The sequence below is a fragment of the Ruicaihuangia caeni genome, from assembly GCF_040536845.1.
Lineage (GTDB): Bacteria > Actinomycetota > Actinomycetes > Actinomycetales > Microbacteriaceae > Ruicaihuangia > Ruicaihuangia caeni.
Genome location: NZ_CP159582.1, coordinates 1,520,537 through 1,542,226, shown reverse-complemented (window position 1 = coordinate 1,542,226; position 21,690 = coordinate 1,520,537). Strand labels below are relative to the sequence as shown.

The 21,690-nt window shown below is 67.0% G+C and carries 20 protein-coding genes; 12 read left to right on the top strand and 8 right to left on the bottom strand.

Annotated elements, in window-relative coordinates:
- The first annotated feature begins 377 nt into the window (after window positions 1-377).
- Entirely contained in the window at window positions 378-1,238 is an 861-nt protein-coding gene (locus ABV606_RS07155; protein WP_353987206.1) for a hypothetical protein, read from the top strand.
- Between the two features lie 325 nt (window positions 1,239-1,563).
- Here the strand turns inward: ABV606_RS07155 and ABV606_RS07150 are convergent, their stop codons facing one another.
- Together ABV606_RS07150 and ABV606_RS07145 are read right to left on the bottom strand one after the other, a co-directional pair.
- Window positions 1,564-1,836: a type II toxin-antitoxin system RelE family toxin gene (locus ABV606_RS07150; RefSeq protein ID WP_353987205.1), complete on the bottom strand. Its 273-nt coding sequence runs from the start codon at window positions 1,834-1,836 to the stop codon at window positions 1,564-1,566.
- Window positions 1,833-2,096: a type II toxin-antitoxin system Phd/YefM family antitoxin gene (locus ABV606_RS07145; RefSeq protein ID WP_353987204.1), complete on the bottom strand. Its 264-nt coding sequence runs from the start codon at window positions 2,094-2,096 to the stop codon at window positions 1,833-1,835. Before ABV606_RS07145 ends, ABV606_RS07150 begins: the two co-directional genes overlap by 4 nt.
- A 187-nt stretch (window positions 2,097-2,283) precedes the next feature.
- On the opposite strand from ABV606_RS07145, the gene ABV606_RS07140 reads away from it, so the two are divergent.
- Together ABV606_RS07140 and ABV606_RS07135 are read left to right on the top strand one after the other, a co-directional pair.
- Complete coding sequence (locus ABV606_RS07140) at window positions 2,284-2,943, top strand: methyltransferase (protein WP_353987203.1); 660 nt, start codon at window positions 2,284-2,286, stop codon at window positions 2,941-2,943.
- Window positions 2,919-3,125: a hypothetical protein gene (locus ABV606_RS07135; RefSeq protein ID WP_353987202.1), complete on the top strand. Its 207-nt coding sequence runs from the start codon at window positions 2,919-2,921 to the stop codon at window positions 3,123-3,125. Before ABV606_RS07140 ends, ABV606_RS07135 begins: the two co-directional genes overlap by 25 nt.
- Here the strand turns inward: ABV606_RS07135 and ABV606_RS07130 are convergent.
- A complete protein-coding gene (locus ABV606_RS07130) occupies window positions 3,104-5,212 on the bottom strand; it encodes a hypothetical protein (RefSeq protein ID WP_353987201.1) in 2,109 nt (702 codons plus the stop codon). The genes ABV606_RS07135 and ABV606_RS07130 overlap by 22 nt on opposite strands.
- A 441-nt stretch (window positions 5,213-5,653) precedes the next feature.
- On the opposite strand from ABV606_RS07130, the gene ABV606_RS07125 reads away from it, so the two are divergent.
- From ABV606_RS07125 to rarD, 9 genes are all read left to right on the top strand, one after another.
- Window positions 5,654-6,079, top strand: a complete 426-nt coding sequence (locus tag ABV606_RS07125) for an Hsp20/alpha crystallin family protein (protein ID WP_353988796.1) — start codon at window positions 5,654-5,656, stop codon at window positions 6,077-6,079.
- A 204-nt stretch (window positions 6,080-6,283) separates the two neighbouring features.
- Window positions 6,284-6,583, top strand: a complete 300-nt coding sequence (locus ABV606_RS07120) for a hypothetical protein (protein ID WP_353987200.1) — start codon at window positions 6,284-6,286, stop codon at window positions 6,581-6,583.
- A 48-nt stretch (window positions 6,584-6,631) separates the two neighbouring features.
- On the top strand, window positions 6,632-6,982 hold the full coding sequence (locus tag ABV606_RS07115) for a hypothetical protein (protein WP_281488234.1): 351 nt from the start codon (window positions 6,632-6,634) through the stop codon (window positions 6,980-6,982).
- 209 nt (window positions 6,983-7,191) lie between these two features.
- Window positions 7,192-8,442, top strand: a complete 1,251-nt coding sequence (locus tag ABV606_RS07110; protein ID WP_353987199.1) for an amidohydrolase — start codon at window positions 7,192-7,194, stop codon at window positions 8,440-8,442.
- A complete protein-coding gene (locus ABV606_RS07105; protein ID WP_353987198.1) occupies window positions 8,439-9,968 on the top strand; it encodes an MFS transporter in 1,530 nt (509 codons plus the stop codon). Before ABV606_RS07110 ends, ABV606_RS07105 begins: the two co-directional genes overlap by 4 nt.
- Before the next feature lie 40 nt (window positions 9,969-10,008).
- A complete protein-coding gene (locus tag ABV606_RS07100) occupies window positions 10,009-11,022 on the top strand; it encodes a LacI family DNA-binding transcriptional regulator (protein ID WP_281488231.1) in 1,014 nt (337 codons plus the stop codon).
- A gap of 159 nt (window positions 11,023-11,181) precedes the next feature.
- Window positions 11,182-12,696, top strand: coding sequence for a sodium:solute symporter family protein (locus ABV606_RS07095; RefSeq protein WP_281488230.1), 1,515 nt, complete (start codon window positions 11,182-11,184; stop codon window positions 12,694-12,696).
- Window positions 12,697-12,767: 71 nt separating this feature from the next.
- Window positions 12,768-14,033, top strand: a complete 1,266-nt coding sequence (locus ABV606_RS07090) for an amidase (RefSeq protein ID WP_353987197.1) — start codon at window positions 12,768-12,770, stop codon at window positions 14,031-14,033.
- A gap of 268 nt (window positions 14,034-14,301) precedes the next feature.
- A complete protein-coding gene (rarD, locus tag ABV606_RS07085; RefSeq protein WP_353987196.1) occupies window positions 14,302-15,303 on the top strand; it encodes an EamA family transporter RarD in 1,002 nt (333 codons plus the stop codon).
- Window positions 15,304-15,328: 25 nt separating this feature from the next.
- On the opposite strand, the gene ABV606_RS07080 is transcribed toward rarD, so the two are convergent.
- From ABV606_RS07080 to ABV606_RS07060, 5 genes are all read right to left on the bottom strand, one after another.
- Window positions 15,329-15,658 carry a hypothetical protein gene (locus ABV606_RS07080; protein ID WP_353987195.1) on the bottom strand — a complete coding sequence of 110 codons (330 nt, stop codon included), beginning with the start codon at window positions 15,656-15,658 and terminating at the stop codon, window positions 15,329-15,331.
- A 79-nt stretch (window positions 15,659-15,737) separates the two neighbouring features.
- Window positions 15,738-16,607, bottom strand: coding sequence for a KPN_02809 family neutral zinc metallopeptidase (gene ypfJ, locus ABV606_RS07075; RefSeq protein WP_353987194.1), 870 nt, complete (start codon window positions 16,605-16,607; stop codon window positions 15,738-15,740).
- 131 nt (window positions 16,608-16,738) lie between these two features.
- Window positions 16,739-17,449, bottom strand: a complete 711-nt coding sequence (locus tag ABV606_RS07070; RefSeq protein ID WP_281488224.1) for a lysophospholipid acyltransferase family protein — start codon at window positions 17,447-17,449, stop codon at window positions 16,739-16,741.
- Between the two features lie 47 nt (window positions 17,450-17,496).
- On the bottom strand, window positions 17,497-19,494 hold the full coding sequence (gene recQ, locus ABV606_RS07065) for a DNA helicase RecQ (protein ID WP_435414796.1): 1,998 nt from the start codon (window positions 19,492-19,494) through the stop codon (window positions 17,497-17,499).
- Window positions 19,433-21,628 carry a S9 family peptidase gene (locus ABV606_RS07060; protein WP_353987192.1) on the bottom strand — a complete coding sequence of 732 codons (2,196 nt, stop codon included), beginning with the start codon at window positions 21,626-21,628 and terminating at the stop codon, window positions 19,433-19,435. Before ABV606_RS07060 ends, recQ begins: the two co-directional genes overlap by 62 nt.
- Between the last annotated feature and the right edge of the window lie 62 nt (window positions 21,629-21,690).

Below are 21,690 nucleotides of genomic sequence, written 5' to 3'. Positions count from 1 at the left end.
GGTGCACTCAGGCTGTCGCGACGCCGGTCGCGACGCGAGCCGGTATGTTTCGAAACATGAGCACAAGCGGGATTGAGCGGTACAAGCAACACGGAATTTGGGCCATGTTGACGCTTAAGATCGAGGCTCTCGAGACCGCCAGATATTCCACGGCGGACCTGGAGTCAAAGCGGACCGACGTAATTCAGGTGCTGCGAGCGGCAGCTCGCTCGAGACGCAACCCCTCCCCGCTCCTCTACGACGATGTTCTGAACTCTCTTCGGGACCACCTAAACAGTCTGGCCGCGGATGAGGGGCAGTTCAGCCAATTCACCCGGAACAGTCTTCCGGCAGTTACGCAGTTGGTGCGGGACCTACCCGGGCCGCCCCCTGGGCAAGTGGGACAGAAATACATCGACGCGCTAGACCAAGCGATTAGTTTTCGCGAGAACACGCTGGCCAGTTTGCGCAGCGAGGCTAACCGTCTCACGAAACAGCTGTCGGGCATGGAAGCAGGCCTAGAAAAACTAGCGAAGACCGTCGACGACCAGAACACAAAGATCAAGCAGGACGCGGCGACGATCAGTCAAGTCACTGCCACGGCTGCGGAAAATCTCGAACTCGAGTGGAACAACCGCCTGGATGCCTGGGCGGTCGAGCGGAGCTCCAAGGACAAAGACTTTGACGATAAGCTCACCGAACACATTAGCCTTCTCGCTGGCTCTGCTTCCGTAGGACGTCGATTGGTCGAGCACGCGGCTGGCCTCCTGACTGCCACCGAATGGGCCGGTCGGGCGAAACGCGAACGCCTCAATGCCATCTGGCTGAGGTGGGGGTCGATGCTCGCTTTCTTCGCAGCACTATCCACCGGCCTTTACATACTCGTGAGCACGATCGGCCGCGGGATGCAACTGACCGTGGGCGACGGGATTCTCCGTGGCGCACTCATACTCACGCTGGCGGGCGTCGGAACCTTTCTATCTAGCGAAGCGCGACGGCATTTTAAGGAGGCTGACAGTGCCGAAGAGGTAACGCTGGCCCTGGCTGCGATAGAGCCCTTCTATGCCGGAGCAGCGAGTGGCGAGCGTTCGAAAGCGCGCACTGCAGTAGGTGACACCGTTTTCGTTAAGAATATTCTTTCCCGATTCTCCAACCGGGATGCAACCAAGCACGGCAGTTCAACTAACGCAGATCTCGCGGAAGTCATGGATCTCCTGGTGAAGGGCGCAGCGGTGACAAAGACAATCGACTCGAAGTGAGAACACTGACCTTCGGGCGATAGGCGGTTGCATGCGGCTGCCGCCCTCGGCGTTGTGCGCTCCGGAAGCCACCGACAGATTGATCAGCGCGCAGAATTCGCAGCCGATTGCCGCGCGATGACGGCCGCGGCATCCGTATCGAGATTGCGGTACTGGCCGTTGGCGATGCTGCGGCATTGCCAACGGAGCCACAAGGGTGATCGTTACAATCACCCCAGAAACCCTCGCGCAGCTTCTACATCGCGGGGGTTTTGCTTTTCCCGTGCCCACCTTCGCGGGGCTCTGGGCCCTCGCCTCGTTCTTGCCGGTGCCTATTCGCGGTCGACTACTCGTAGACCTCGCGGCGGTGCGCCACCCGGACCACCGTCACGACAAGCACATCGTCGAGGACCTCGTACAGCACCCGGTAGTCGCCCACCCGGATCCGCCAGGCGTTGCTCTCGCCGACCAGCTTCTTGCAGCCGTCGGGGCGAGGGTCGCCCTGGAGTACGGCAATAGCGAGCAGGATGCGGCGTCGGATTCCCGTGTCGAGCTTCCGCAGTTCCTTCGCGGCCGCGGTGGTGAACTCGACGCGGTAGCGACCCGAGTCGCGACTCACTCGGTGATCTCAGCGAGCAATTCACCGAGGCTGACGCGCCCGCCGTCATCGGCAGACTTGGCTGCGCGGTACTCGGCGACGTCACGCAGCATCTCCAACTGCTCCAGCAACTCAAAATCGTCGGTGCCAATGAGCACCGCCGCTGGCTTGCCGTTCTTGGTGATCTGCACGCGCTCGTGCCCGTAGCTCACGCGACCAACGGTGTCCGCAAGACCCTCGCGCAGCTCGCGGATCGTGACAGCGGACGTGATGGTGCTCATAGGGCCATGTTAGCAACCATGTACACAACAGCCACAGATGCATTTGTGAACACGTCGGCTGTCACCAAAGACGCGGCTCTTCAGACGTACTTTCGGCGTAGCGGGGCCACGGTCGTCACCATGACGAAGAGAGCGTTTCAAGAAGAGAGCGTTTCAATAGGGAGATGCGCCCTGCAACGAGACCTCGATGAACGCCCTTCGCGATACGGCAGACACGGCAGCCATCGCCGCGACGCTGCGGGCGGCCGGGTCGGTGTACGCAGAGGACGAAGCGGCCCTTCTCGTGGCTGAAGCATCCACCCGGGCTGAGCTGGAGCGGTTCGTCGAGGAGCGCGTCGCCGGTGTGCCGCTCGAGCACATCGTGGGATGGGTCGAGTTCCGAGGGTTGCGGGTAGCGGTCGAGCCTGGCGTCTTCGTTCCGCGGCGTCGCACGGAGTTTCTCGCGGAGCTCGCCGCAGCCGATGCCCGCGAAGGCGATGTCGTCGTGGACCTGTGCTGCGGCAGCGGGGCGATCGGCGCCGTGATCGCTCACGAGGTGCCGGGGGCAGACGTCTATGCGAGTGACATCGACCCGGTTGCCGCCGCGTGCGCGCGACACAACCTGCCGCCCGAGCGAGTGTTCGAGGGCGACCTGTTCGACGCTCTCCCCGGGCACTCGCCGGAACGATCGACGTGCTCGTCGCGAACGCCCCCTACGTGCCGACGGATGCTGTGGCGCTCATGCCGCGCGAAGCCCGGCTGCACGAGCACCTCGTCTCGCTGGACGGCGGCGACGACGGACTCGACGTTCATCGGCGCGTCATCGAAGCAGCAGCGACGTGGATGGCTCCCGGCGGGGTCGTGCTGATCGAGGTCAGTGGGCGCCAAGCGCCGGCGCTGGCCCGGCTGTTCGAGCAGGCCGGCATCCAGTCATCCGTGATCCATTCCGAGCAGTGGGACGCGACCGTTGTCATGGGCCGGGTGGCGGGCGGAGTGGCGGGCGGAGATCGCTCGCGCCACGGATCGCCTCACCGGTATCGCGCCTCGTAGTGCGCGTCACCCGCTTCGAAGAGGGCGTAGCGCACCCCCTTGATGAGCCTCACGTCGTAGTCGACCGGGTTTCCGTCCGCTGTGAGCGACGCCAAGGTCGCGTCGCCGGAGTCGACGGGGAGCATGCCCCACAGCAGTCTCTGGGCGAGCGGGTCGACGTCGATGTCGAACGCGAGCCCGCCGTCTGCACTCGCGCGCACGTTCTCGAACATCGAGGCTTGGCGGCCGTCGGTGAAGTCCAGCAACTGGCGCGCAGAGATCATCGGAACGCCCCGTCGCGTCGCGATGTCCATGAGCTGCTGATCGAAGTTGTCACTGAAGTCGAAATGCGTGCCGAACGCGCCGTAGTAGCCGCGCTCGTCCTCGGCCGCGTCGATCAGCTCTTCGATGGCCGCCGTCGACCCGTTCCACGTCTCGTTGACGAGATGCGACTCCTGCTGGAAGACATTTAGCATCCGCCCGGTCTCATCGCTGAAGCGCATGGGGAGCGCTGATCCCGTCATGTATCCCGGATGGCCGTCGATCCAGCTCGGCGGCCAGTTGTAGTAATCCATGTCGATCCGGATGCCCCACTTCTGATCCTCCTTCGGCAGGCCGAGCCAATCGCTGTAGGCGATGCAGTGCAGCCGGTGACCCTTCTGGTCGGGGAGGTCGGGGTACCTCGCGCGGAACGCCAGCATGTGCCGGGTGAACGCGTCGGCCAGCGACTCCGGCGTCCAATCGGCGCACTGCGTGGAGACGTGCACACCGAGATCGAACCCCAGGTCGGAGTAGTGCTTCGCATCTTCTGGGGAGAGGGGGGTTGACGGGTCGAGCCACACACTCGCCCGGGCGCACTCCCATTGGGCGACGTCGCAATCCTTCGGCGCAGCAGAGACCATCCGCTCGAGGAACGTTCGACTCCCGTCCTTCGTCGCGTGGTCGTCCGCCGTCATCACAATGGCGGCGTTCTCGCCGTGCGGCAGGTACCAGAACCGCGGCAATGGCGACGTGGATCCGTGCAGTTCCTCCAGCACGTTGCTCAGCAGACGCATTTGCTCGTCTGCCTGCGGGGTGCCGATCCTCGACAAGTCCAGCGGGTCGGGTTCGCCATTCGAGCCCATGAAGAGGTCGTTGGGCCGGATCGGTGGCGACCCGTCGCGCTCCGACCCGGCGGCCGCTGGGTCGCCCTGCCTCGTGTACATGACCGAGGTCGCAAGGTCGTAGCTGAATGCGGCGATGCGGCCGCCGGCGTCACCCACGTCGCTCACCGTGAGCGCGGGGTACTGCCCCGAGTTCGCCGGATCGGGTAGGAGCGTAGCAACGGTCTCGGTCACTGATCCGCTCGAGTACAGCAGGGCGTCCCCCTTGAACTGCATGGCCTCGGCCGTCAGCCCTGCACCCGGCTGAGCATCGGTGTCGATCTGCAGGTAGGCGTTCTCGAGCGTCTCACCGGTTGGCTGCAGCCCGGCGAGCTCGGCCAGTTCCCCCTGTGGCTTCATGGTGACGAGGTCTCCCCCACTTAGCACCCAGGCCCGGATGTCGGAGATGTGCGGCCCTGTTGAGCTCATCGCACCGAGAATGACGACTGCGCGATCCGCCAGCAGATCGCTCGACACCTGCTCGGGCGTCGCAGTGTCGAAGCTTGTGAAGCCTTCCGCCCGCAGCACTTCAGCCAGATAGGAATCGCGCGTGCCGTCGCGAGCGACGAGCAGGATGCTGCTGCCGGAGTGAGCGGAAGCCCCGCCAGAGGAATTCGCCGCGAGACTCGACGGCGCCTCGACAGTGAACGACCACGAGTCGATGACGTTGCCCTCGCTCGCGCCAGACGCGTTCTCCTCGACCTTCACCGCGTACTTCCCCGCAGCGAGAGGCTCATCTGGTGTGAACGACAGCGCTCCCGAGCCGTTGGCCTCCGTACGCCCCTCGACCGCGTCTCTGTTCGACCCAGTGAGGACGATGTCGAAGTCCTCGTGCGCTTGGAACCACCCGGTCTCCAGTTGCACGTGGACCCCCGCGGTGTCGGGCCCTACCTGGGCCGCTTCGCCCGGGTAGCGGGCCACCACCTCAGTCGCCCACGCCCCGGTGCCGACCGCGACGACGGACATCCCGGCAACGACCGCCGCGCACGCCGACAAGCCGATGAGGATGCGGCCGCTCTTGCGCAGAGGTTCTTTTCGGGTCGGAGACTGTCTTGTCACCCTGGGGCTCGGGATCGGGATCGGTGCGGTTTTCGGGGGCGTCTGTCGTGCCGACGGCAAGACTCGGGTCGCCACGCGCCGCCAACGGGTTGAACAGATCGTGACACCCAGTCTCCGTCGCGCATGGCGTACGTCAAGACGCTCAGGCGAAGCGAACAGATACAGCGACAGACCGGCGCCCTCTTTCCTGCACATCCACAGAGTTCAACCGCAACCGCGATCAAGCCGTGACCCAGCGAACTCTCAGCCGGTCATTAGCACTCGACGCATGAGAGTGCTAAAATCGGGGCCGAGCCACGAAGCCACGTGGCGTCCAAACAAGTGAAAAAGAGGTGATTTGTCATGGCTATGTCGATGTCATTTGATCCTTTCACTCAGTTGGACCGGCTGGCACAGAGCCTTTTCGACACAAGCCGTCAGCCCAGGATCATGCCTGTGGATCTCTTCAGAGAGGGCGAGCAGTACGTGCTGAGCGCCGACCTCCCCGGCATTGATCCCGGCTCGGTCGACGTTGACGTCGATGGGCATGTGCTCACGATCCGCGCTGAACGCACCGCAGCGGCCCGAGAGGGCGCACGCTGGCTCACGCAGGAGCGCCCATTCGGTTCGTATATGCGCCAATTCACCATCGGCGACGATGTCGACGTCGAAGGCATCTCCGCGAGCTACGACAACGGTGTGCTCAGTGTGGTCATCCCGATCGCCGAGCGCGCGCGACCGCGCAAGATCACGGTCGAATCCGCATCGAAGTCCAACAAGGCCGTCACGGCCTAGCGCGAAGCGCGAGTACGCCACACACTGACATCGGCGCTTCGCCGCCGCGGTCGCAGACGATGCTCGTGTCGCATCCAAGCGCCGCGCGACGCAGGAGAAGCGGCTGCCGGGCACCGCCCGGTGGCCGCCTCTTCTCGCTCGTTCTCGCACGTCCGCTTCCGGCATCCACAAGAGCGCCGAAGCACATTCATCAGGGAGGCTCGTATGACCACATTTCAAGCGTTTCCCAGCCGGTTCAACACGGGGAACATCAGGCGACACGGCGAGCGGCTCCTCAAGCCCTCGCAGGAACTGGTCTCCCGGGCCGCGACGCAAGCCGCTCGGCTCGGTCGCTCGGCAGGCACTGCATGGGAGCGTGTCGGAACCCTTCCGAAGCTGGTCGTAGTGGTGCTCGGTTCGGCTGCGACCCTCGGGCTGATCGCGATGGCGAACACCGCTGTGCTCGCCTCGATCTACATGCCGCGCTGGCAAGCCTTCGCGGCGCAACTCGGCTTCGACCTCTGACGTCGTCGAGCCCTCACCCCAAGCCCTCGCACTCTCCCGGAAACGACAATGCCCGCCGTCAAGATCAAGCCCGCCGCATCCTTCGAGCCACCCGACATCGATGGTCTCGCCTTCACGCGACTCTCCACGACAGAGTGGCGGGTGAGCGACGCGACCATCGACCCCAAGAACGCCGAGTCGCTGCTCGGACTGCTCGAGGAGACCGCCGACTCATACTCACTCCTCTGGCTCGCGAGCGGCGACGGGCCCAAGGAGTACGAGTTCCGGTCGATCGACGAGTTGAACGCGTTCTTCTCCTTGCACTCGGTCAAGTGCCCAGGCACCCCCGGACCGCTCGAGGCTGGAGCGGCCGCCGCCGCAGGTGGTCTGCCGGAGGACTCCGCTTCTCGGCCGAGCTGACCGGCGCGGCTCAGCTCGGCTCGGCGCGGCTCGGCTCGGCTCGGTTGCCGTTCGCGCGAGGGTTTCGTGCAGTCGCGAGGGATGCAACCCGCGGGCCTGCAGCTAACCCTCGCGCGGTCATCTGGCGCACGCGCGCGTCGAGCGTACGTTGTCGACTGAGCCGGAGCGAATCCCCGGCCGCCAGCGACGACGAAGGCGAGGCGATTCGGATGTCGAACGCGAGCGAAGTGCTGGCGAACCTCGACAGTGAGCTCGAGTGGCAGCGCGAGCTCTACAAAGACTTGCATCAGCATCCCGAGCTCAGCATGGAGGAGCATCGCACAGCCGGCATCGTCGAACGCCGGCTCACGGAGTTCGGCTACGACGTGCAGCGGTTGGGCGGCACAGGCGTCGTCGGCATCCTCGCCAACAGCGCGGGCAGCACGGTGCTGGCTCGGGCCGATATCGATGCGCTCCCGGTGACCGAGGCGACGGGCCTCGATTACGCGTCGAGCGTCGATGGCGTCATGCACGCCTGCGGGCACGACATGCACGCGGCCGCATTGCTCGGCGCCGCGAAGCTGCTCGCCGACCACCGTGATGCGTGGTCGGGGACGTACGTGGCCGTGTTCCAGCCGGGCGAGGAGACCGCCGCCGGCGCACGTGCGATGATCGCGGACGGGCTCGCCGCCAAGGTACCGAAACCGGATGTCGCCTTCGCACAGCACGTGATGCCTCAGGAGGCCGGCACGATCGGCACCACGCCAGGGCCCGTGCTGTCGGCGGGCGACTCGCTCAAGATCACGGTGCACGGGCGCGGGGCTCACGGGTCGATGCCGCATCTTTCGATCGACCCGGTGGTGCTGGCGGCATCCATCGTCACGAGATTGCAGGCGATCGTCTCGCGCGAGGTGCAGCCCGGCCAGTTCGCGGTGGTCACGGTGGGTGCGATCAATGCCGGCACGAAGTCGAACATCATCCCCGACAGCGCCGAGCTGCTGCTGAATCTGCGCACGTACGACCCCGACCTGCGCAAGCGAGTCATGGCGTCGATCGAACGCATCGTGCGAGGCGAGTGCGCGGCGGCGGGTTCGCCTCGCGACCCGCAGTTCGACTACTACGACCAGTTCCCGCTGACGAGCAACGACCCAGCCGTCACTGAGCGAGTGACCGCGGCGTTCACCGGCCACTTCGGGGAGCACGCCGTGTTCCGTGTCGCTCCCGTTACGGCATCCGAAGACTTCAGCGAGCTCCCGGATGCCTTGGGCTGCCCTTACACCTATTGGACGGTCGGGTCGGTCAACCCCGAGCGCTACCGCAAGGCAGTGGCGAGCGGCACCGTGCTGCAAGACATTCCGGCCAATCACTCGCCCGCGTTCGCGCCGGTCATCGATCCGACCCTCGGCATCGCGACCTCGGCACATGTGCTCGCGGCGCTCGCCTATCTCTCCAAGCAGGCGACCAACGAGGTCGCACCGTGACGACCTCAGCACCAGAACGGGCGGCCACCGAATGGAGGCCGACCGACAAGTGGCTGCTCGGTGTCGTGCTCGCGGTCATCAACTTCTGGTTGTTCGCGCAGACGCTGCTCAACGTCATCCCGGGCATCAAAGACGAACTGGGCGTCGAGCAGACGCTGGCGAATCTCGCGGTCTCGATCACGTCGCTCTTCTCGGGGATCTTCATCGTGGTTGCCGGCGGGCTCGCCGACCGCATCGGGCGAACCAAGATCATGTATCTCGGCATCTACTTGAGCATCGCCGGGTCGATCATCATCGCGCTGACGCCCGAGAACCTGGGCGCGCTCACCTCCGGCATGCTGCTCGCCGGGCGGGCGGTGCAGGGCCTCTCGGCAGCCTGCATCATGCCGTCGACGATGGCGCTGGTGAAGGCGTTCTACGAAGGCAAAGCGCGACAGCGCGCACTGTCGTACTGGTCGATCGGCTCGTGGGGCGGGTCGGGCTTCACAGCGCTCTTCGGGGGGCTGATGGCGTCGTCGCCGCTGGGCTGGCGCTCCATCTTCTGGATCTCGATCGTGCTGTCGATCCTCGCGCTGTTGCTGCTCCGTGCCACACCCGAGTCCCGCGCTGAGCGCGACCCCGAGAACGCTGATGCGCGCTTCGACTGGTCGGGGCTGATCTTCTTCATCGTCATGCTGATGGCGATCAACATCTACATCTCGCAGGGCCCGCACATCGGGTGGCTCAGCCTCATCGGCCTGAGCCTCGTGGCCATCTTCGTCGTCAGTGGGCTCGTCTTCCTGCAGATCGAGACGCGCAAGCGGAACTCGTTCGTCGACCTCAAGCTGTTCCGCAATGGCACCTTCACCGGCGCGACGCTGTCGAACTTCCTGCTGAACGGTGCCGCCGGCACGCTGATCGTCGCGCTCGGGCTCGTGCAGATCGCGGGCGGGCTGAGCTCACTGCAATCGGGGCTGCTCACGCTCGGCTACCTCGTCGCCATCCTGCTGACCATCAGGGTCGGCGAGAAGCTGCTGCAGCGCTTCGGCCCGAGAAGGCCGATGCTCTGGGGCAGCATGATCACCGGTGTCGGCATCCTCATGTGCTCGCTCACCTTCCTGCTCCTCAGCGAGTACCTCGTGCTCACCTTCATCGGCTTCACCCTGTTCGGCGTGGGGCTCGGCTTCTACGCGACCCCGTCGACGGATGCCGCCCTCTCGAACGTGCCGGATGCGCAAGTCGGGGCGGCATCCGGCATCTACAAGATGGCGTCCTCGCTCGGCAATGCGATCGGCGTCGCGATCTCGGCCGCGCTGTATGTCGCGGGCCAGAACGTCAATCCCGAACTGATCCAGTCGTGGGGCCTCTTCATCGGCCGTCAGGACAATGTCGCACTGCGCTTCGGCGGCGCGATCGGGCTGCTGTTCAACGTGTTCATGGTCGTGGTGGCGATCGCGTCGATCATCGCCAGCGTGCCAAGAGACCGCCCGAAGGAGGAGGAAGAGGCTCGACCCGACGTCGTGGCTCCCCCGGCCTTCGGAAACTGAGCGGGTCTGACGGAGGGCGCTTGCCGCCTACCCTGGAACCATGACCCCGCGACCGCCCACGATCGTCGACCTGGCCAAGAGCCTCGGCCTGTCGAAGACCACGGTCGCGGCAGCGCTCAGCGGCACCGGCCGGGTCTCCGCGGTCACGCGAGAGCGCGTTCAGGCGGCGGCGCGTGCTGCGGGGTACATCGCGAATCCGGCCGCGAGAAGCCTGCGCATGCGACACGGCGGGGCGCTCGGCCTCTATGTGCCATCCGACATCCGCGACATGGAGTTCTACATGGGCTTCGCGTTCGGCGCAGTGGACGCCGCGGGGCGGCATGGCTACGACCTCACCCTGCTGACCACCGTTCCGACTGAAGCGAATCCCTGGCGCGCGTACCGCGGCGTGATCGTCATCGATGCGCTGCGCGACGACCCGATGCTGCAATCGCTCACCGACTCCGACGTGCCGCTGGTGGTCGCGGGCGAATTGGATGAAGAGGCGAGACGGCACACGACGGGTGTGATCGCCATCGAGCACGCGGAGGAGAGCTATCGGGCGCTCGACGCGCTCGCGAGCCTGTCGTCGCACCATCCGGCGATGATCGGGGCCGAGCTTCGCGACGAGACCTCATGGACCTCGCAGGTGCTGGCGGGATATCTGCGGTGGGCAGCCGACCATCGCGTCGCGCCCGTGCACCAGACGCTGCCGCCGTTCGCCACCAACGAAGAGCTTCAGCACGCGGTCGATGCCGTGCTCAGCGACCCCAGCGTCGACGCGATCCTCTTCGGATGGCAGGATGCCGCGGAGCGCGCTCGACTGATCCTCTCCCAACCGCAGTACGCCTCGCGAAGCCTCCGAATCGGTGCGTACGCCAGCCGCCCGAACGCGAAGGCGCTGTCGACCTTCGACGTGACGCTCAACCTGGAACCGCATGGCTTCGGATTCGCATCAGTCGAGCTGCTCCTGGCGACCGATTCGGGCGACCAACAGCCCGTCATGGCGCGGTACGACCCGACGCTCTCGACCGCAGCCGAGCCGTCGCCGGTGATGCGCATCCCCGCGGGCTGAGCGGCCAGCTGAGCGGCACCGAAATCTCGCACCGGGCTCACGCCCGAACCGACAGCGAAGACCTCATGCTTTGACACGGCCGAGCGGCAGGTGTTAGTTTCACTGCCTGCCGGAACGTTCCGTCACTATTTGTTCTCGACCAAGGAAGGTCATCCCGACATGGACATCCTCATCGGCTACGGGGGCCTCGTTCTCTTTCTCATCATCACGATCGTCGCGATGGAGCGAGCGCGAAAACCCGATACCGACTTCAGTTCGTACGCAACGGCCGGCCGCTCGTTCGGTCCGATCTTCGGCACGATGGCGTACGTCAACACGTTCTTGCCCGGCACCGTGTTCATCTCCTTCGCAGGGCTCGCCGCCCTGAGCGGGATCATCGGGTACTACCTGATGGCCTACGCCCTGCTCGGCGTGCTGCTCATGGTCGCCCTCTCGAAGCCGGTGTTCCGATGGGGCAAGAAGTTCGACCTCGGCACGCAGTCCGACCTGCTCGCGCTGCGGTACCGCTCGCGCCCGGTGCGACTGGTCGCCTCGGCGATCGGCATCATCGCGACGATCCCGTGGATCGTGCTCGGGCTGCAGTCGCTGGCACTGGTCTTTGAGTACCTGTCGGCCGGGTCGCTCGTGCCGATCATGGCGATCGTGCTCAGCGTCGTGGTCATCGGCGTCCGTCAGATCTGGACGGTCCGCCACGGCATGCGCGGAATCATCATCAGCGACATGGTGCAGGGCATCTTCGCCTACCTCATCGGCACCGTGATCGCGATCGGCCTGCTCGTGATGCTGCTGACGAACGGGCACGGGTTCTCCGACGTGCCCGAGGGCTTCACCTCGCTGCTCGGCCCCAACGAGGAGTACGGCCCCCTCTACGCGGTGGCCATCACGCTGACCGGCGCACTGGGCACCTGGTGCTGGCCGGACATCTTCGTGCGGCTCTTCACCGCGCGCAGCAGTGGCACGATTCGCAAGACCGCAGGGCTGGCTGCGCCGCTCATGCTGGTGTTCACCACCGCCGTGCTCACGGTGGCCTACCTCGCCTCGTCCGACGAGCGCGTCGCGGCGGCGCCCGACCACGTGTGGTTCATCGTCGCGGGCGACGCCGGCATCTGGGTGCTCACGCTGGCCGCGATCGCGGTCGTCGGCGCGACCCTGGGCAACGTCGGTGCCAACATCCAGGCGGTCGGCGCGCAGGCTGCGAATGACATCGTCGGAGTCGTGCGTCCGGGATCACGGGCCGACACCCGTGTCGCGAAGTGGGCCGTGGGCATCACGACCGCGGTATCGGCGCTGATCGCGCTCTCGACGCTGAGCTCGGTATCCGGACTCGTGGGCCTCGCCCTGATCTCGTACCAGGGCATTGTGCAGCTGGCGCCCACGCTGCTGCTCGGCATCTTCTGGAAGCGCGCCACGGCCGCAGGCGCCGTCTGGGGAATGCTCGTTGGCTTCACCATGGCGAGCGTGCTCCAGGCCCTCTACCCGGTGCAGATCCCGTGGCTCGGAGGCCTGACCTCAGGCCTGGTCGCGATGATCTTCAACGCGGCGACCCTCGTGCTCATCTCGGTGCTGCGCCCGCAGTCGGCTGAGGAGAAGCAGCGTGTGGACGACCTCTGGGCGCTGGTGAAGGCCGAGCGCGACCCCAAGACGGAGTCGGCCGACACCGCTCTGGTCTCCTGAGCGGCATCCTGCCGGCGGTTCCCACTGCGGAGCCGCCGGCAGGTGCGTTCGTGTCGTACTAGGAACATGCAATGACACTCGAACAACGAGTCCGGCCTCGCGCCGCCGACGTCTTCACGTCGCGCGCGCTCATTCCCGCCACAGGCCACGGGGTGCTGGACGGGTGGGATGTCGCCGTCAAGGACAACATCGACGTCGCCGGACTGCCGACGACAGGCGGCACCCGGTTCCTCAGCGAGAACGTCGCCACCGCCGACGCGAAGGTCGTCGCGAGCCTCCGCGCGGCCGGCGCGACGATCGTCGGCAAGACCAACCTCCACGAGTTGGGGCACGGCATCACCGGCGTGAACCCGACCTTCGGCACGACGCTCCATCCAGAGAACCCCGACTACACGGTGGGCGGATCGAGCGGAGGCAGCGCTCTCGCCGTCATGCTCCGGTATGCGCGAGTCGCACTCGGCACCGATACGGGTGGGTCGGCGCGGATCCCCGCGGCGTACACCGGGCTGGTCGGGTTCCGTCCGAGCACCGGGCGCTACCCGGCATCCGGCGTCATTCGCATCTCGCCTTCACGTGACACGGTCGGGGTGCTCGGGAGGAGTGTGGCGGATGTCGCGCTCGTCGATCGAGTACTGGGCAGCGTTCCAGCAGCCCCGTCGCTTTCGGCTGCGTCGCAGTCGCCGGTGCTCGGCGTGCTGGAGGAGGCCTGCGAGTCGTTGACGCCGGCGCGCCGAGCACTGTTCGAGGAGGCGATGTCTCGTATCGCCGCGACTGGGGTCGAGGTGATGCGGTTGAGCGAGCAGCGCGAGCTCGACCGGTGCTTCGAGCTCGGAATCGTGGTGCTCGCATACGAGACGATCCCCGCGATCAAGGACTACCTCGGCGCCGCGCACGGAGCCGACGCCGTGCAAGCGCTGATAGAGGTGTCCGAGAGCCCGGATACGCGCGAGATCCTCAGGGCAGCGCTCGATGAGCCGGTCTCGCCCGATGAGTACCGGTCTGCGAGAGCTGAGCTCGCGGCGATGCACGAACGATTCGTCTCGGCGCTGGGCCGCTCACGCGTCACGACGCTCGTGTACCCCACGACCACCGGCGAGCCGCCGAAAGCGCTCACGCTTTCACAAGACGAGGCGGAAGCCCAGCTCCGTGCCGTCGTGCTGAACTCCACCCCCGCGACCCTGCTCGCGACACCGGCGATCTCGCTGCCGGCGGGCGTCTCAGAGGAGACCGGCATCGCGGCCGGCATCACCCTCGAGCGAGCCGCCGGCAACGACGCCGACTTGCTGCGCGATGCGACGCTCGTCGAGGAGATCCTCGCCGGCGATCGACTCGGCTGAAGAGCTGAACGTCTGAACGGCTGAATGGGTGGACGGCGGATGCGGTCGGGTCGACCGGTTCCTCCGGGACTGCGCCGCGGTCTCCGCCTTCGACCGCTGCCGCGCGATTCACTCCGCGGCCAGCCGCCGTGAGCCTGTGCTGAATGGAGTACCGGTGCCGGTTCGATCGACACGATGTCCATCGACGCGCCAGCCGCAGTGAACCACAATTGAACGGCACACGCCGAGCGAGGCGACTACCGTCCATGAGCACTGCATTCGGGAGCCAATGAACAGCGAGACAGCAACGGATCGACGTGAAGACGCCCATGCCGGGCGACGCGGCGTGTTGTTCTCGCTCACGGCATCCGCTCTGTTCGGCGCGATCTTCTTCATGCCGACGCTGCTGCAGCCGCTCACCCCGGAACAGATGTACGGCTGGCGGGTTGCGCTGGCGCTGCCGTTCATGCTGGGCCTGCTCGCGCTGGTCAAGGAGTGGGGAGCGATACGCACGATCGCCCTGCGCCTGAGGCGCCAGCCGTGGCTGGCGCTCGTGCTGATCGTCAATGGGCACCTGCTCGGCCTGCAGTTGTGGCTCTTCGCTTGGGCTCCCACGAACGGCGAAGCACTGAGCGCCACGCTCGGCTACTTCCTCCTGCCGCTCACCATGGTGGTGCTCGGAGTCATCGTCTACCGCGAACGACTGACCGGCTTGCGCCTTGTCGCAGTGGCGTCCGCCGTGGTCGGGATCGGCGCAGCCTTCATCACGGCCGATGGCCTCTCGTGGCCGATCCCCGTGATCGCCCTGGGCTACCCGATCTACTTCATCTCGCGCCGGAAGTTCGGACTGGATGCCCCGGGCGCTCTCTGCTTCGAGCTCGCCGCCCAGTTGCCGATAGCGCTGTTCTTCGCGATGCAGCCAACGTCGCTGGGCACCATCGGCGAATCGCCGATGCTCATCCCGGCACTGCTCTTCTTCGGCCTGATCAGCGCGGTCGCGCTCAGCTCGTACATCATCGCGAGCCGGCTGCTCACGCTCGGCATCTTCGGCCTGCTCGGCTATGTCGAGCCGCTGCTGCTCGTGGTTGTATCGACCGCGCTGCTGCACGAGACCATCGAGCCGAACGAGTACGTGCTGTACGGCGGCATCCTGCTCGCCGTGATCCTCATCGCGATCGAGGGCGTGCTCGATCAGCGACGCGCGACGCATCAGTTCCATGACATCACGAGCGACGTGACCGGTGAGAAGCCGGGCGAGGAGCCTCTGACCGGGCCGATCCACGTCGTTTAAACGGCTCGCGACGTGCAGCGACCGATTACTGATGCAGCAGGCTCGGGTCGTGGAGGCCGGGTCGGTGTGAGCGCACGAACGCGCGATGCGCAGCCTCGCACGCGGCCCGTAGGGTGCGGTAGTACCCGATGAGGCGGCGCCCCTCGGGTTCGCCGGTCACGGCGCGATACCCCACCTCGTCACCGAGTTGCAGCATCCGCACGATGGCGTATCGGGTGCCGAGTGAGTCGATCATCCACCACTCGCCGGGCTGCTGCTCGCGGGCCGCGAGGATCGGATGCCAATTGGAGGAATACCCGTCACGCGCGCGGGCGGCAGCGTCGATGCCGTCTTGCACACGGTGCGACATGGCCATGAGGTGCTCCTGAGAATCGAAGCAGCCGGCCCTGCAATGTCGATGCTACCTCCGGGTCACGACACCCCGGATGCCGTTGCTACAACTCCCGCTCCGACACCGCGAACGTGTCGCACGCCCCTGTGCCGCCCTCGTAGCCCTCGGTGAACCAGCGCTGGCGCTGCTCACTGGAGCCGTGAGTCCAGGTGTCGGGGTTCACCTGACCCTGCGAGCGCTGCTGCAACCGGTCGTCGCCGATGGCCTGGGCAGCGTTGAGGGCGTCAGCCACCTGCTCGCGCGTGACGGGTTCGAGGAACGGCGTGCCCGACTCATCAGGAACAGTCGACGCTTCACCGACCCACGCGCCGGCGAAGCAGTCGGCCTGCAGTTCGAGGCGCACGGCGTCCGAGCCCGCACCGGTGTCGCCGCGCTGCGCCTGAGCCATGATGCCCGTGATGTTCTGAATGTGGTGCCCCCACTCATGCGCCACGACATACATCTGCGACAGCGAGCCGCCCTGCGCGCCGAACCTCGTGCGCAATTCGTCGTAGAAGCTCACATCGAGGTAGACGGTCTCGTCGCTCGGGCAGTAGAACGGCCCCACTGCGCTCGACGCCGCGCCGCATGCGGTGTTGACGCCCTGGGTGAACAGCACGAACTCGGGCAACGTGTACTGCTGGCCGAGCTCGCGCTCCCAGTAGGAGTCGAGCGCCTGAGCCGTGAAGTCCATGCGGCACTCGACGTTGGCGTTCGCGTCGGCGCCGGTCTCGCACTGCTCGATCGCTGTTCCCTGCTGCTGCGTCGTGGTCTCGGTGCCGCCCGCGAGACCCGACAGGTCGAAGCCGGTGAACTGTGCGATGAGGAACAGCACGATCGCGCCGAGTCCTCCGCCGCCGACCGCGAGGCCGGTGTTGCGTCCTCGGCGGCTGACGCGACTGCCGCCGCTGCGCGCATTGGGGTTGAACGTCATGCACCGAACGGTACCCGTGGTGATTCAGCCGCGGGAGGTCGGGACCACCGACACGGCGGAGCAGCGCGGCAGGGTCGAGCAGCGCGCCAGGGCCAAGCAGCGCCGCAGCATCGGGGAGCGCGGCGGCAGTGTCACACCTGGGAGTCGCCGCGAAACGCCCGGCGCACCCGCTCGACGATCGTCGAGGCGGGCGGTTCGTTGTACTCGGGCGACATGGTCTGCCCCGACATCCGCTGGATCGCCTCCATCACCGCGTCAGTGCCGTGGCGGCGCGCGCGCCCCGAGCGCGCCTCGCCGAACCTGCTCAGGTCGAGCGGCTCGCCGAACTCGACCGTGACCTTCGCGAGCCGCAAGCGGCTCGAGCCGACCGGCTGCAGGTCCTGCGTGCCGGTGAGCGCGACCGGAACCACCGGCACGTCAGCGGTCAGCGCGAGCCACGCGACGCCCGTGCGTCCCTTGTAGAGGCGCCCATCGAGCGACCGAGTGCCCTCCGGGTAGATGGCGAACGCCTCACCGCGCTCAAGGATCTCGAGCCCCGAGTCGAGCGCGTCCTGAGCGGCCTTGCCGGCACCGCGCACGACGGGCACCGCGCCGATCGACGTGAAGAAGGAGCGCGAGACCCAGCCCTTGAAGCCCTTGCCCGTGAAGTAGTCGGCTTTCGCCAGGAACGACACCGACCGGGGTGCGACGAGCGTGATCACGACGCTGTCGATGAACGAGAGGTGATTGCTGGCGAGGATCACCGCGCCCTGCTTGGGCACGTTCTTGCGACCGATCACCTTGGGCCGCCAGATCGCGCGGGCGATGGGCGCCAGCACGGCGCGCGAGAGCGACTTGATCACCGGTTCAGGGTAGTAGGTGTTCTATGCCTGAGAAGGCATGCGAGCCGTCACGCGACCGAGTCGGATGCCGCGGCGTACGGCGAGACGACCTCGAGCACCGCTTCACCGAAGCGCTCGAGCTTCTTCTCGCCCACTCCACTCACGGTTCCGAGCGCGTCGAGCGAGGCGGGCTTCAGCAGCGCGATGCCGCGCAGCGTGGCGTCAGCGAAGATCACATACGGCGGCACGGCTTCCTCGCGCGCGAGCGCGAGGCGCCACTCGCGCAAGGCTTCGAAGAGCGACGCCGCTTCGCCCGGCAGGTCGCCCGCCGGCGCACGCCGCTTGGCGGCTGAGCGGGTCGGTCGCGACGCCTCCTCGCGCAGCCTCACCTCGTGCTCGCCTCGCAGCACCGCAGCGCTGCGCTCGGTGATCGTGAGCGTGCCGTACCCGTCGCTCGTCACGGCGAGCAGCCCTTGGGCGAGCAACTGGCGCACGATGCCTCGCCACTGCGACTCGCCGAGATCGGCGCCGATACCGAACGTCGAGAGGCTGTCGTGACCGAGCTGCGATACGCGGTCGGTCTGCTTGCCGAGCAGGATGTCGATGATGTGGCCCGCGCCGTACTGCCGGTTGTGCTCGCGCTTGAGTCGCACGATGGTCGAGAGCAGCTTCTGCGCGGGCACGGTGCCGTCCCAGCCTTGCACCGGCAGCAGACAGGTGTCGCAGTTGCCGCACGGGCTTCCCGGCTCGCCGAAGTAGGCGAGCAATTGCACGCGGCGGCACTCGATCGTCTCGCAGAGCGCGAGCATGGCGTCGAGGTGAAGCGACAGGTTGCGGCGGTGCTGCTCACTGCCCTCGCTGTCGGCGATCATCCGCCGCTGCTGCACGACGTCTTGCAGCCCGTACGCGAGCCACGCCGTCGACGGAAGCCCGTCGCGACCGGCGCGGCCGGTCTCCTGGTAATACCCCTCGACCGACTTCGGCAGATCGAGGTGCGCGACGAAGCGCACATCGGGCTTGTCGATGCCCATGCCGAACGCGATCGTCGCCACCATCACGATGCCGTCGTCACGGAGGAAGCGGGCCTGGTTCGCCGCGCGAACGGATGCCGGCAGCCCCGCGTGATACGGCAAGGCCGGCACCCCGTTGGCTTCGAGGAACTCGGCGGTCTTCTCCACGGAGTTGCGTGAGAGGCAGTAGACGATGCCGGCGTCGCCGTCATGCTCGGCGCGGATGAACCGCAGCAGTTGCTGAGTCGCCTGCTGCTTCGGCTCGATGCGGTACTGGATGTTGGGGCGGTCGAAGCTCGACACGAACTCGCGTGCGCTGCCCAGGTCGAGGCGCTCAACGATCTCGCGCCGCGTCGCCTTCGTCGCGGTGGCGGTGAGCGCGATGCGGGGAACCGTTGGCCATCGCTCGTGCAGCGCCGACAAGCCGAGGTAATCGGGCCGGAAATCGTGGCCCCACTGCGAGACGCAATGGGCTTCATCGATCGCGAAGAGCGCGATCCGCCCGCGATCGAGCAAGGCGCGCGTCGATTCGAGGCTGAGCCGTTCGGGGGCGAGATAGAGCAGGTCGAGCTCACCCGAGAGGTAGGCGCGCTCGACGTCGGCGCGCTGCGCGGGGTCTTGCGTGGAGTTCAGGAACGCGGCGCGCACGCCCAGCGCTGCGAGCGAATCGACCTGGTCTTGCATGAGGGCGATGAGCGGCGAGATCACCACGCCGCAGCCCTCTCGCACCAGCGAGGGAATCTGGTAGCACAGGGACTTGCCACCGCCGGTGGGCATGAGCACGAGCGCGTCGCCGCCCCTCATCACCCGCTCGATGATCTCGGCCTGTTGTCCGCGGAACTGCTCGTAGCCGAAGACACGGCGCAGCGTCTCGAGCGCAGCGGCGTCGACGGTCGAGGTCTCGGAGGCGGGGGTCACGCCGCTAAGGGTAGCCGCGGCATCCGACACCGCACTGAGCCTGCCCTGTCCGTTGCTGAACCGTCGGCGAACGTGCTCAGGTAGAGGAATGGGATGCCGCGGGGCTCGACGGCCGCCACAGCTCCACTCCCGGGGCATCCGGAGTGTCGAAGCCGAAGAGCTGGCCGTAGAACGACAGCTCGGCCTGCACCGAGTGGATCAGCGTCTCCGCCCGGCGGAAGCCGTGCGACTCACCCGGATACCCGACATAGGCGTGGGGAACGCCGTTGCGCTCGAGTGCCGCGCGCAGCCGCTCCGATTGCGCCGGCGGCACGATCGGGTCGTCGAGGCCCTGCAGCAGCAGCACTGGATGCCGAAGCCGATCGGCCATCGCCAGCGGCGACCGTTCGCGGTAGACCGCCTCGTCGAAAGGCAACGGGCCGATGAGCCCGTCGAGGTAATGCGATTCGAAGTCATGCGTCTCGTCGGCGAGCGCCAGCAGGTCGGTGACTCCGTAGTACGAGACGCCGCACGCGAATACGTCGGTGGTGGCGAGTGCCGCCAATACGGTGAGCCCGCCGGCCGAGCCGCCTCGGATCGCGATCCGGGCCGGGTCGGCGAGGCCGGCATCGATCAGCCCTCGCGCAGCTGACGCCGTGTCAGCGACGTCGACCACGCCCCACTGGCCGCGCAGCCGGTCGCGCCAGGCTCGTCCGTAGCCCGACGACCCGCCGTAGTCGACGGCGAGCACGCCGATCCCCCGCGAGGTGAAGTACGCGTTCACGAGGCTCAGCGCCATGGACGAGCGTGCCGTCGGACCGCCGTGCACCGTGACGATGTAGGGCGGCAGCTCTCCTGGCGCGCCCACGGCTTCGGGATTCCGCGGTCGGTGCACGATGCACGGCACTCCCCCGAGCCGCATCGGCTCGGCGAGCGGCAGATAGTCGGTATCGGGCGGGCTCGAATCACAGGAGCGGATGCTGCGGCGCCGGCCATCGGCCGGGTCGACCAGATGCAGCGTGCTCGGCGCCGACCAGCCGCCTCCGATGACGAGCGCCTCACCGGTCTGGGGCTGGACATCGGCGAGCGTGATCGAACTGAACGGCAGTTCGAGGTCGCGCGGGCTCGCGGCATCCGGCCCGGTGCTGATCACACGCAGCCTGTCGGTGCCCGTCTGCGGATCGAACGACACGGTCAGCAGGCGCGGCGCGGCGCCAGCGTCGCCATGGTCGCGGTCGCGGTCGCGGTCGTGATCGTCGTCGTCGTCGTGGTCACGGTCGTGGCCGTCGTCGTGGTCACGGTCGTGGTCGTCGGCACGCGAGCTCACCGGCAGCGGCGAGTACCACCGCGTGCCGAGTTGCCATAACGGGGCTGCATACTCGGCAGCGTCGCTCAGCAAGGGTCGAACGACAGGCCTGTCTGGCCGATCGCTGCTCGGAGAGACGGCGCCCAATTCGATCATCGCGGGGTTCCACCATCCGCTGCAGTCGGAGACGATCACGAGCGTCTCGTCGCCCACCCACTCGGGTTGCAGCACCGACTCATCGGGCCCTCCGGCGATCGTCGTCCACTCCATGACTGCGCCGTCGACCACGGTGCCGAGCCGCAGTTCGGTGCCGTCCCACGGCATCCGGGGGTGGTCCCACGCGATCCATGCGAGCCGGGTGCCGTCGGGAGACAGCCGCGGATACGCGAGAAAGTCCGACCCGGCGACGACGGATGCTGTGCGGCTGCCGTCGAGGGCGATGCTCACGATGTCGCGCTTCACCGCGCCGTCGGCGGCGTGACGTTCCCGGACGGCGAGCACCGCACCGTCGGCGGGAGTCAGTTCGCCGAAGCGTTCATCGACATCGCTGCCGGTGATGGCCACGGGCTCCGAGGCGCCCGCGTCGAGCCGATACACGCGCTGATCGCTGTGCTCGACGAAGACCAGGGTCGGCCCGCTCGGGTGATCGGCGGCGATCACCGCCCAGGCGCCGCCGCCGTACTCGTGCACTCGCGAGCGTGCGCTCCACGGCGCGGGCAGCACGTCGCGCACTCCCGCGTCGTCAGCAGCGTTCGTCGAGTCCGCGCTCCCGGCATCCGCTCGGTCGCGCCCGACCTCTGCGAGCGCGACGGCGCGCACAGCGAGGCGGCCCTGTTCGGCCGGCCGCGATTCGAGCCACCAGACCTCGCGGTCTGGGCCCGCGCCGACAAGGAGCCCGCCCGAGACGGGGTGCCCACCCGCGACGATGCCGGCCGCCGACAGCGGCGACGGCCATGATCCGTACGGCAGAGACGCGGGCTCACTCACGGGCACACCCTACGTTGAGCCGGGCAGGCATGCGACCGATCGGCCACCAACGTGCGCCCGCC